Source organism: Flavobacterium sp. W21_SRS_FM3 (assembly GCF_052113625.1).
Lineage (GTDB): Bacteria > Bacteroidota > Bacteroidia > Flavobacteriales > Flavobacteriaceae > Flavobacterium.
This window is the reverse complement of record NZ_JBGQOD010000002.1, coordinates 266,688-279,817: the sequence shown is the minus strand read 5'-3', so window position 1 is coordinate 279,817 and position 13,130 is coordinate 266,688. Positions and strand designations below refer to the sequence as shown.

Sequence of the window (13,130 nt, the reverse complement as noted above, 5' to 3'; positions counted from 1 at the left end):
ATAATCGAATTACTTCTTAACGCTACTTTTTGTGATAAAATAGTGGTCAGGTTTTATTTTATTTACGCCAGCCAATATGGTTTCATTGGGCTTCACTTTTATAGTAATAGGTTTTGTTCCAAAATTGAAATAGCATTTAATTTGTTGTTCCTTATATTTTCTCGTAAAACTAATGCAATCATTTGAAAAGGAAAGATTAGTGTAGGTCCCATACTGTAGCACAGCCTCTGAATTTCGCATCGCAATTAGTTTTTTATAAGCTTGCAGCAGGGAATGCGTTTGTTTTTCTAATGAAGCTACATTAAGAGTACTATAATTTGGATTTACTTCTATCCAGCTTGCTGCATTTGAAAAGCCGGCAAAGGCTTCTTTATTCCACTGCATAGGACTTCTGGATTTATCTCGATTGTGTTCGTTTCCAATTTTAAGTGCAGCTGCTGTTGTTTTTCCTTCTTTTAAAGCCAATGTATACTGCGTACGACCTTGGACATCCATTATTTCTTCGAGCGAATTAGCAGTGATGTTTTGCATGCCAATTTCCTCACCATAGTAAATAAACGGAACTCCTTTTGCAGTAAGCAATAAAGCTGCTAAACTTTCCGCTCTTTCTGGTTTATCTTTTGCTAAGCGATCTACTAAGCGCGGCATATCATGGCTACCAAAGAATAGTGTGGGATAGTTGGTCATGTTTTTTTCCATACTTTGTAATTCCTCAAAGATTCTTTTAGCCGAAAATTCTTTAATGCTTCCAAAGTTGAAATTGAAGACGACATCTAACAAATCAGGAGATTGGTATTGTTTTAAAACCTCTATTTTATCACTTCCAATTTCTCCTACTATAAAGCGATTATCATATTGATTAACGACTGATTTTATAGCTTTCATTGCTTTTTTTACTCCTTTTTGATTGATATCGTACAGATGTTCTTGAGCACCATCTTTTATTGGATTGTCTTTTGCAATAGCATCCGTTGTCAAGAAATTGATGACATCCATTCGGAAGCCATCTACACCCAACTCTAGCCAAAATCGCAGCATTTTTTGAATTTCAGCTACTACTTTTGGGTTTCCCCAATTAAGGTCTGCCATTTTAGTGTCAAACTGATGGTAGTAATACTGCTTTGTATTTGGCTCAAATTCCCAGGCCGATCCGCCGAAAAAAGATTCCCAATTATTCGGTTGGTCTTTCCATATGTAGTAATCCCGATAGGGATTGTCTTTGGATTTTCGGGACTCCTGAAACCATTTAGAAGCGGTTGATGTATGATTAACTACCATATCCATGATGATTTTAATATCTCTTTTGTGGGCTTCCGCCAAAAATAATTTGAAATCGGCTACTGTTCCATAGGTAGGGTCGACCTGATAATAATTAGCAACATCATAGCCATTATCGACTTTTGGTGATTCTAAAAATGGGGTTAACCAAATCCCTTTGACACCTAAGCTTTGGATATAATCCAACTTAGACGTTAGCCCTTTAAAATCACTAAAACCATCTCCATTTGAGTCCTTGTAACTAGGCATATAGATTTCATAAAAAACAGTTTCTTTCCACCAAATTGCATCATCAGAAGATTTCTTTTCTTTATTACAAGAGAATAAAGCAAGGATAATAAGGGTTAATAATTTTATCGGTATTCTTTTCATATCTGGTTATACAAGGTTAGGTAAAGTAGTATTATTTTTGATAATCAGGATCCATATCTGGAGTTCTTAAACCAGCAACTTCATCGGCCATAAGAATAAAAACATTCCAGCAGAGTCCTCTTGTAGACGGCCACCAGCTGTCAGTAGTTGTCCATTTAGTTGGAATAAATTCCTTACTGTAAGGCCAGTTCGGATTTAAGTTTATTTCTGCCCATGCTCTATTTTCCATGGCGGCTTTTGCTTTGCTCCATCCATGTCTTTGTCCTACAGCATAAGCACAATATTCAGCTCGCATCCAGCTTCCTCCATTATAATACATGCCATCTCTTCCTCCATCCGCATAGTTTGATGTGCCAAATTCGCCGAAAGGCTGATAATCAGCAGTCAAATAGGAATAGCCTTTTTCATCATTTGTTAATCGGAAACAAATAGGTGCCGTGGTTCCCATTTCTGGATGAGGAGCATTAGGAACTTTATTGAGCATAGGTACCTTGTTCAATTGGTTAGTGACCATTTCATCGGTTAGTATCGGTTTATTAAATAACCATAAGGAGAAAAACTCAGGTTCTAAGTCGGTCAAAGACATGATATCTGGAAAATTTTTGTCAAACAAAATGTGTTTTCTCTTCTCATCATAGAAGTTGCGGTATTCTTGCTCGGCTTTTTGAACATACGTCTCAGAAATTGGATACCCCAATTCTTTAATAGTTCGTAATGCAATAGCTAGCATACCTTGATTAACAGCCAAACGATTTGTTTTGGGTTGGTAATCGATAATGTCTATTTGACTTAAAGTGAAACGTGATTCGCAAATACCATCTCTATTTTCATCAAACTGCTTCAACACATAATCAACTGCTTTGTCCATCTTCTCTTTTGGTAGGCTAACACCAAATCGTCTTTTGTTCATCATTGCCCAGATTAGCCATTGAATAGTCGCTTCATTGTCTTTCACTTCTATGGAACCCATGTAAGATGTAATGATAGTAGCAATCCCGCCTTCAGGGGTTTGTGTGTTACCCCATTTTTCCCAAATACTTAAATTGAGTTCCTTATTATAACTAGAAACAATGGAGAAAAACGAATCTCTATTGTACATATCTGGAGCATAGTTCATATTGGGCACATTGAAAGGCGAAAAATCATTCACAGAGGTAACCCAAGTAAGCATATTAAAATTAGCGTAGAGCATCTTCTCAATTTCTGACCCTTTAAAGCCTTTGCCTTCAGCTAAACGTGTTTGTGATGCGATTACATAATCGTGATGGTTTTTCCACGGCTCAACAAATACATAAGTGGTCTTTGTCGTTTTTTCGCCCATATTTAGTTTATTATAGGGTTGCTTTTGTGGTTCGTGTTCCACAATTTTTAAATCTTTTAACTCCAGCTCACAATGTTCGCTAGCTGTTGCGCCTATAAATAGGGACACGCTATCGTTTTCAATATAAGGAACTAAAACACTACCTTTAAACAGTGTCCAGTCGTTATCTTTAGTAGGAAATCGATCAATGTATTTGACACCATTTTCTAATTCTACGGTTTTTTTGCCATTTTTAGTTCTAAATAGTTTTACTGCTATAGGAGCAGTTCCTTTGGAAAGAAAAGATAGGGTATAGGCTTTTTGGTCTTTCATAGGGGTCATAAACTCTATTCCAGACTGTTCGTTTGAATGATAATTGAGAATATAATTTCCCTGATTATTTTGAACAGCAACATTTCCTATTTTTTTAAAATCACGATTTAGCGGAACAGCAACTTCCTTTCCTGCATCTAAATTATACATTTCACCAAAGGTTTGTTTGATGTACTGTATACCATTTTCTCTCTCTGACGCCTTTGCTGTAGAAACTAAAGCAGGGTCAGGCAATCTTCTCATTCCTACAAAACCGCCACCGTGGCCATTAAAGCGACGACGTGTGGTTCTAGTATATTGATTTTTATAGCCTGCATCCATTAAAAAACCTACCACAAAATTGTCAGGAGTTACAAATCCGGCCGAAGGGAACATCTCATGAACAAAACCTCCAGGGAAATTATCATGTTCAAATGTGATGTATTTTAAAGGTTTGGCAGCGGGCTTTGCAGTTTCTTCAATCGAATAATACAGGCTTGGCATGCCAGATTGAAACAAATTAATGCTTTTTTTGATAACATTTTTATTCACTATTTCATAAGTAACATCGATGGTTAGATTCAAATCTAACGCTGTTATATAAGAATCTCTGGATAAGGTTATTTTATTGGAATCTCCGTTCCACTTTTCACCTTTCCATTCTGTTATCGAAATATTTTCACTCAAGTCTAAATTAGCCATATGAATGGAAAACTCTTCGGTGTTTTGAAGTAATAATTGATTAGCATTATAAATTGCGACAGTGTACCCCTTTTGCGTATCTCCTACCGCTTTTATTTTGAGACTTTGTGATTGTGCAGGTATTCCTGATAGGTAAATTAATAGTGCTACGAGAAGTATTTTGAATCTGTTTAGTATGTTGTTCATAGTTGTTGGTTAGTTAGCATTACAAATTGCTGTAAAAAAAATGGACGAGTAACTTACTGCAGTCATCGTCCATTTCTAATTGTAATTAAAGAAACGGATTTCCGTCTTTAAGAAGTTACACTATTTTGAAAAGCTCATTTTATAAATAAGCAATCACCGTATTGTTTGCATAAAATTTCCCGTCTTTAAAGACTATTTTAGATCCAGCGGGAATTTCAACAATCAAACGAGAACTTTCCATTGGGATAGTAATTTGGCCCATTTTTGATGCATTTTTCAAAATAACTTGATGTGTAATTGCATCATATAAATCTACTTTTCCGTTACTAGATATAGCATAATCAATACTTTTTTCTTCACCAAAGGGATTGTACAAAAGAAATGTAGGGAAGGCATCTTTACGATAGAAATCAGTAGCTAAACAGTTTAATTTTAGAATTTCAGGGATATTGGTTTTTTCAATAATCGCACCTGCAATTCCTACATGTCCGCTTCCGTAAACGCTAAATTGTGAAACATCAGGATTTCCTTCCATCCAGTTAGGACCATCACCTATCGCGATAGGAGCCTTTAAATTTTCGTATTTTTTAAGGTGGGAATTTTTGATCAAACCTTCATAAGCAATAACGCCTTTAGTATATTCTTTTTGTTCTGGTATTGTTTGGTGAGCATCATCTATTTCGTAAGGATAGAAGAATTTAATGGCATTACTTGCATTAAGCATCCATTTACCTACCACATTAGCATATCTTGGGTCGTAACGCACCATAGGAACTAACGGCCACATCGAATCATAGGTATTCATCAAGAACGCAAAACCTCCATGATCTACCGTACTTCCCATTAATCCAGAAACATCATAACCGTTCCAGTTGTCTAACAACATTCCCCAACCTTTTCTACAGTCAGGCGTACCGTTAAAAGTCCAGTCAAGAACTTTAGAATAGTCGTAGTTTCGACCTTCCTCAGCATTTAACCGGGCAGCGACATACGCTCCAAAAGGCATTAAAATTTCGTAATAACGATTCTCTTTTTGGTTCAACAGAGCTTGTAAGGAGGATTCAGCTCCTTTTAAATATTTAGCATCCTTGAATTTTTGATAAGCAGCATACAATACATATGCGTGACCAGCTGCAGCATCTTCTTGCTTGCAAATCCAACTGTCTTTAGGCTCTAATGTAGCGTAATCAAAAAAGGAATGCTGGTAGTCGCCCGCCATAGTTGAATCGGCTTGATAGAACTTGTCAGCAACGGATCGTTGAATAGCTGAATAGTCTTTTTCGTTTGGATAGAAATCAGCTACGGCATAAAACATTAAATTAGGGTATACATCGTACCACCAGTCTCTTGCGTAACCGCCACCTAACAACGCTACCTCTGGAGAAGTGTTGTTCATAATGATATTCCACTTTGTATCGCTATTGTAATAATTTTTTAACATGCCTACATAGTCTTTCCCTTTTTGGTTGGACTTGTCAATTCCCACTAAACTAGCACCCATTACAGAACCGATACTGGCTAATGATTCGTGAAAAATCCCTTTGTGATGTTCCACACCTTGCCTTACATCTCCCATAGCGGTATAAATACCAAAGGTTTCCTGATCAAAGTTTTTACGTGAATCATCTTTCCAGATTAGAGGCCAATATTTTCCCGTTTGATTCACGTCATAAACTTTTGCATCATAATCCTTGGCTAACTTATTAAAATCAAGAATTTTAAACGGTTTAGGGAAATTAGGCATTGCTGTAATTCGCTGCATCGATTCTTGCTGTACAGCAGGAAGCATCGTCATTTTGGATTGACTTACACTACAGGAATTTAAACTGATTAAAACTAGGAAGGCTGCTAAATGAATTGTTTTACGCATCTTTATTTTCTAATTTAGATTGTTGAGCTAAAAGTTGTTTTGCAATTAAGATAGATAATAGTTGAATTACCGCAATGATTAATAAGGCATAACGCAAAGCATCATCGGCATTTCCAAAATAGGCTATTCCTAAAAATGTTCCCGCTCCAAGTAAACGTCCAGCATACAAACCAAATTCATGATTTAAAATATAAGAGAATTCGTTTCTGTTTTCAATTTCTGATAATAAATCAATCACCTTCAGTTGAATAGGGAAGTAGGCAATATCAAGGATAGGCCTTGCTATCAATAATAGAAAGATAAAGATAATCACTCCAGTAGAATTAAACATCAAAGTATTAAAAAACGATGCCAAAAAGAAAAAGATTAGTCCAATACTAAATATAAACAGGCGATGTTTAGGTTTAGATAGTTTGCCTAGAATCAACATAATGACAGCCGCTATAATTGCACCTACTGACTGTGCTGTTCCTAAAGCGCCTTCTGAGGCAAAGAATTTCATCATTAGCATAGCAGGAGCAGTTACAATAAAACCTTGCGCTAATCCTTTTAATAAGGCCATTTGCAACATTTTAGTCCATAATTTATGGAACTTTAAATAAAGAAACTTTTCATTCTTTGGTTTGTCATAATCGCCAAAGTGAAAGACTATTGATGCCAATATGGTAAATATAAAAACAATACCCGTCACCACTTTATATCCTGAATTGACGCTTTCATTTGTAGTGTTGTCACTTCCATTCATCAAATACCAACCTATAATTACGGGGACAATAACAGCAGTAAGCGTGTAGAAAAAAGTGTCTAGACCGTAGTAAAAATTTCGAGTCTTATCTGTAGTGGTGGCTAATACTAAATAATCTCTGTTAGCCCAATACAAGCCAAAAGACATTCCCATAATTAAACCCGCAGACACAAGTCCGAAATAACTGATCTCGTCTAATGACATCATATATACCATAGAAACTCCACTCAACAACATACCGAGCGAAAAGAGTTTTTTGATATTTATCATATTCAGTAGAAATCCATTTATAAAAAAAGTAATGGGAATCCCCGTGTATATGGCTAACTGATACATCATTACTTTTGATGGATCATTGGAATTTCTCATAATATAAGAAGCTACAAATATATCTATCACTGGTAAGACGAAGGCATATATTAAATTGGTTAAAATTAAAATTTTAGTACTTCTTGAAAAGTCTTTGAATCCTGTTCTTGCTAGCGTCTCCATTATATTTCTAAGGTTTTTAAGATGGCAGCAATAGAGAAAGTGGCTAATCCCACAAATTCGTCAGCAGCACCGTAGTACATTTGTAATTGATCTCCATCAACGATGTGTCCATTTGTAAAAATAACTTCCCCAAAAAAACCAGTTCTTTCATAGCTTTCCTTGGGTTCCATGATAGGCTGTTCTGAACGTGCTAATACAATTGATGGATCTTTTAAGTCTAGTAAAATAGCACCTAAGCAATATCTGTTTTCTAAGGTAGCTCCGTGATAAATTTCGAGCCAACCTTTATCAGTCTTAATTGGAGCCGCTCCTGCACCTAGTCTTTTGCTGTCAAATTTACCCGCACGGGTTTTAGCAATACACTTATGATTTCCCCAATGAACTCCATCTGGAGACTCTGCTAACCATATGTAATTTCCGCCTAACTCAGGACTACTTGGACGGTGTAGCGCATAAAATTTATCACTAATCTTTTCTTCAAAAATGGCGCAATCTTTATTATGTGGACTAAAAACCATTCCTTTCTTTTCGAATGATTTCCAATCTTTAGTAGTTCTTAAACCGACACCCACACCGTTTGGAGATACCATAGTATAAGTGAGATAAAAAGTATCGTCTACTTTAGAAACACGGCAGTCCTCTATTCCATAAGATTCATATTCTCCTTCACCAAAAATAGGAGGGTAGTTGCTATCTTCTTCAAAATGGACACCATCAGTGCTACACACTAGGCGAAGATGCGATATAGTAGTTAGGTAATCTACACCATCATATTTTATCACTCTTGAATCTGAAGCATTCAATTTTGGATCATCTAAATTGAAATTTAAAATTTCGACCTTTCCTTCGTTATTGTAAATAGGTACAGACAACAAGCCTTCTTTTTGAATCGTTCTTTCGGCTACTCTAAGTAGTAGCCATTTTTTTCCATCAAATTCAAAGGCTCCTGGATTGAGTAAACATTCAATAAGCATGTTTTCATCACTAGGCTTTAGATCTTTTGGAGACAATAGCGGATTGTTTATATGTCGATTGGCAATATCATTCATGGTATGTTTATTTTCGAATTAAAAAGAGAAGCAGCTATCAACTGCTTCTCTGGGGCAATAGATCATTTTAATTTTTAGTATCCAGGATTCTGAGTTAATAGACCTGCAGAAGCATCTATCTCTGACTGAGGTATAGGATACAACATATGTTTGTCTTGGAAATTTTTACCGTGAGCAGTCATAACTGCCTTAGCAATTCCCCATCTTTTTAGGTCTAGCATTCTTTGGTTTTCAAAACCAAGTTCTGCTCTTCTTTCAGAGATTAACCACCCCTTAATTGTTGCTTTATCAGTAGAGGCAGTTCGAGCAGGTAAGGTACCTACTGGAGCAACTGTACCTAATGCAGTAACGGTATTTCTAGCTCTAGCTCTTATTTGATTAATAATTGCAATAGCTCCTACAAAATCTCCTGTTTCATTTAAAGCTTCGGCTTTCCATAATAAAGCATCCGCATAACGCATATATACTTTATTAGTAGGTGCATCATCATTCCCTTTATTTCCACCGTCAAGAGTACCTAACATTTTATTGATGTATTGTTTAGGGGCATCTACAGTATATAATTTTCGAGGATCATTAGGTTCAAATGAATTTAAGAAGTCAGCACTTGGTGCAAAAAATCCCCAACCCAGTGGTGCACAAATTCCGTTTCCGTTTCTAGGATTGGTATCTGATTGGTGGTTGTAAGAGAAAATCACCTCATTATCAGTGTATTCTTTTGCTGTACTAAAATTGTCAAAATAATTAGCATTCAAACTATATCCTAACGGTGCCAACTCATCAACAAGTGTAATTACTTCAGCCCATTTTTGAGTATACAAAGCGGCTTTAGCTTGTAACGCAATCACTGCACCTTTTGATACTCTCCATTTTTCTGTAGTAGAAGAATATTTAGCATTAGGAAGTAAGGTTTTGGCTGTAGCCAAATCTTTTTTAATGTTTTCCCAAACAACTGCTTTGTCAGCTCTAACGGCTACATCAAAAGCCTCTTGATATGTTTGTACTGAACCTAAAATTAAAGGTACATCTCCAAAGTTAGTTACCAGAGAAAAATAATAGTAGGATCTAAGAAAATACGCTTCTCCTAATAATTGATTTTTGCGGGCTGAACTAATTCCTGTTAAGGTTTCAATATCCTCTTTGGTTAAAAAACCAATTGCAATGTTTGTTCTTTTGATTCCTTCATAATCGTATTTCCATAGACCGTTAGGACCTCCATTGGAAGAAGTGAATGTGAAGTTATTGATGTCATCCATCCATACTTGATCTCCGTCAGGACTCCATTTCTTTTCCATATCATCTGAAGCAATGTCTTGCAACACATAATCATTTTGAAATACCAGACCACCGTTCCAGTCCCATTCTGCTAGTATGTTTAAGCGATTAGATAATAATTGGTACGATGAATTAACTGAAAGTTCAACAGCGCTTAATGTTGGAGTAGTGTTTGCTTGCTCTAAAGTAGTGGCACCAATAGGGTCAGAGGTGAGTTCATCTTGGCAGCTGTATAAAAACAGTACGCTCAATACAAGCAACGATTTTAATATATTTTTCATGATAACTTTTTTTTAGGTTTATTAAAGACTGATTTGGATTCCCATTAAATACGCTTTTGACTGCGGATACGTTCCTTTGTCAATCAGTGAAGTAGATTCTGGATCAAGTCCTGTATAATTAGTTATTGTAAATAGGTTTTGTCCTGAGGCATAAATTCTCAACTTATTAATTCCAAAATTTTGAGAATTAAATGTGTATCCTATCTCTAAGTTTTTTAATCTTAGATAAGAAGCATCTTCTACAAAAACACTAGATACATTTCCTCCACCATTATTATTGAAAGTTAGACGAGGTGTAGTATTTGTTGATCCTTCACCATTCCAGCTATTCAATACTGCAGTAGTAGAATTGAACGGACGACTATCATAATCTAAAATTTGTTTTAAGTCATTATAACGATCCACTCCTTCAACTCCTTGTAGTAAAAATGAAAAGTCTAATTTTTTATAATCTCCTGAAAAAGAAACACCGTAAGTTACTTTTGGAATCGGGTTTCCTATAAAACCTCTATCATCTGCATTGATTTGTCCATCTCCATTTAAATCTTTAAATCGAATGTCTCCTGGTTGTACACCATTTGCATTGGCAAACAATTGCGTGTTGATTTCAGTAGTATTTTGATAAATTCCATCAAATACAAGTCCGTAATACGAACTGATTGGTTGTCCAACCTCTGTTTTTGTATGGGTACGATCATCGTTAATACTCTTAACATAGGTTTGTAGTTTATCAACAGTATTAGTTAATGTAGCCACGTTAGCATTGATGTTATATTTAAAGGCATGATCATTATTTTGATAATTAAGACCCAATTCAATTCCTTTATTACTTACTGCTCCAGCATTTACAATTGTTTGATTAATAACTCCTACTGATACTGCAGGCAAGGTTACACCTAACAAGATATCATTGGTTTTCTTAATAAAGTAATCAGCTGTGAAGGATAACTTATTTTGAAACGTACTCCAGTCTAAACCAAAGTTGGTTTGTGTTGTTGTTTCCCATTTAAGATCAGGATTTCCATAACGGATGATGTTTACCACACCCCCAGAAGTAGAAACTAATGTCTCATAAGCATTGTTTGGTATTTCTTGATTTCCAGATTGTCCCCAACTCGCTCTTAATTTTAAATTTGAAACCCAATCAGCATTTTCTAAGAATTTTTCTTTTGATAAAACCCATGCTCCAGAAACGGATGGGAAATATCCCCATTTGTTATTAGGACCAAAACGAGATGATGCATCAGCTCTTACTGTTGCTGTAGCAAAATATTTACTGTCATAACCATAAGTTGCCGACCCAAAGAAAGACTGTAAAGCCCAGTTTACTGCTGATCCAGAACTATATGCATTAGTAGTACTTCCATAATCTAAATACCTAAAACTGTTTGAAGTATTGTCAAAGTTTTGTCTACTTCCTCCGATTGCAGAGGCTTTACTACTAATATTTTCCATACCTAACAACAAATCAATATTGTGATTGTCATTGATGGTTTTAATATAGTTTAAGGTGTTACTAAAGGTGAAAGTCATGTTTTCTCCTCTATTCTCATCAAGTCCATTAGGTCTATTGTTGCGACCCATTCCGTAATATTGATTTCCAGTATCATTGATATCTGCATCTCCAAAATTTTCAGCAAAATTTTTGTTGTGAGAAAATTGAATATCAACTCCTAAATTACTTCTAAATTTCAATGATTTGTCACTTAAGAAAGCGTATTCGCCATATAGGTTACCAAATGTTTGGTAGGTATTTCTTTTGTCATCTGTAAAATGAACAATAGCAATAGGGTTAGAGCTATATTCATAATCTTTACTCCATCCACTATCAGGACCTGTATAAAAAGGAAGGTCAGTATAAGGATTACTTGATGAATAGCTAGGATCATTGATGTCTTTGTAAACAGCTAAAACTGGTGGACGTATTAGAGCATGTCTAATAATTCCAGGAGCATCACCACTAGAAGACAGTTTGTCTTGTTTAGCGTAACTAATTTGAAGATTTGTACCTACTTTAAAACGATCAGTAACATTTGCATTAACGTTAGATCTAAAATTAAAACGTTGGTACGTATCATTTCCTTCTACCACAATTCCGTCAATTCCATAATATCCTCCAGAAATTAAATACTGAATCGCATCAGATCCACCACTAACGGAGGTTTGGAAATTTTTAGAAATTCCAGTAGTAAATAAAGCATCTTGCCAGTTTGTATCTGCTAAGTCTGTTCTATTTCTATCTGCAGCATAAGGACTTGTAGCATTAGCACTATTACCTGCTGTATTATGCCAAGCCTGATCCTGAACTGTCAAATACTGGTCTGCGTTCAGCATTTTAGGAAGATTAGTAGCGGAGTGAAAACCAGTAAAATAATCGGCAGTGATATTCATCTTACCTTTAGAACCTGTTTTAGTTGTAATTAATACCACTCCTCCAGCAGCTCTGGCTCCATATATTGCACCTGCAGCAGCATCTTTTAATACAGTAAGTGATTTAATATCTGATTGATTTAAAAATGAAATGTCTCTAGTAGAAACACCATCAACAACATACAAAACATCATTATTTCCTAAAGTACCTTCTCCTCTAATACGTATTTTAATTCCGTCTCCAGGGGCACCTGTATTTGCAGCGACAAATACTCCGGCCACTTGACCTTGCAAAGCCTGAGCTACATCAGCAACTTTGGTTTTTGCCATGTCGTCCATGTTGACAGTACTAATGGCACTAGATAAACTAGATTTTTTAGAACTAGAATATCCCACTAAAATTACTTCATCTAATTTTTGAGCGTCTTGATCTAATGTAACATTGATAGTTGACATTCCCTTTACAGGAACTTCTTTAGTAATATATCCTATATAACTAAAAACTAATACCGCACTTGAATCGACATTATTAAGAGTATATTTTCCGTCAAAATCAGTTATTGTACCTGCATTTTTTCCTTTAATAATAACATTTACTTGAGGGACAGGACCGCTGCCATCGCTAACTAAACCTTTAATAGTTTGTGCCAAAAGCGTACTTCCGGATAATAGTGTTCCTAGTAAGAACAAATTATATATAAGACTTTTTTTCATCATAAGGGAGTGTTAGATTGATTAATAATTTGATTTAGTTGTTTCATTGTTTTTATGGTTAGTTTTGTTATTACAACGTTGTAGTTGCTAGGGATAAAAGTAATTCTAAGGCACAAAAAAAAGTGTACACTATTTCATCAAAAGTGTACACTTGGGTGTAAAGTGCTTGTATTAAGGTTTTTAA

Annotated in this window: 7 protein-coding genes; all 7 read right to left on the bottom strand. The window is 35.5% G+C overall.

Annotated features, from left to right (window positions below; translation table 11 throughout):
• Window positions 1–9: 9 nt before the first annotated feature.
• Window positions 10–1,650 carry an alpha-glucosidase gene (locus ACEN2K_RS04690; RefSeq protein ID WP_441758162.1) on the bottom strand — a complete coding sequence of 547 codons (1,641 nt, stop codon included), beginning with the start codon at window positions 1,648–1,650 and terminating at the stop codon, window positions 10–12.
• A 31-nt stretch (window positions 1,651–1,681) separates the two neighbouring features.
• Window positions 1,682–4,150 (bottom strand): hypothetical protein, encoded by a 2,469-nt coding sequence (locus tag ACEN2K_RS04685; protein ID WP_441758161.1) that lies wholly within the window; start codon window positions 4,148–4,150, stop codon window positions 1,682–1,684.
• Between the two features lie 139 nt (window positions 4,151–4,289).
• Complete coding sequence (locus ACEN2K_RS04680) at window positions 4,290–6,020, bottom strand: hypothetical protein (protein WP_441758160.1); 1,731 nt, start codon at window positions 6,018–6,020, stop codon at window positions 4,290–4,292.
• Complete coding sequence (locus ACEN2K_RS04675; RefSeq protein ID WP_441758159.1) at window positions 6,013–7,257, bottom strand: MFS transporter; 1,245 nt, start codon at window positions 7,255–7,257, stop codon at window positions 6,013–6,015. Before ACEN2K_RS04675 ends, ACEN2K_RS04680 begins: the two co-directional genes overlap by 8 nt.
• Complete coding sequence (locus tag ACEN2K_RS04670; protein WP_441758158.1) at window positions 7,257–8,306, bottom strand: glycoside hydrolase family 130 protein; 1,050 nt, start codon at window positions 8,304–8,306, stop codon at window positions 7,257–7,259. The genes ACEN2K_RS04675 and ACEN2K_RS04670 overlap by 1 nt, the downstream gene beginning before the upstream one ends.
• 74 nt (window positions 8,307–8,380) lie before the next feature.
• A complete protein-coding gene (locus ACEN2K_RS04665) occupies window positions 8,381–9,862 on the bottom strand; it encodes a RagB/SusD family nutrient uptake outer membrane protein (RefSeq protein WP_441758157.1) in 1,482 nt (493 codons plus the stop codon).
• Window positions 9,863–9,883: 21 nt separating this feature from the next.
• The gene (locus ACEN2K_RS04660; RefSeq protein ID WP_441758156.1) at window positions 9,884–12,946 is read right to left on the bottom strand and encodes a SusC/RagA family TonB-linked outer membrane protein; all 3,063 of its coding nucleotides are present in this window, start codon (window positions 12,944–12,946) and stop codon (window positions 9,884–9,886) included.
• Between the last annotated feature and the right edge of the window lie 184 nt (window positions 12,947–13,130).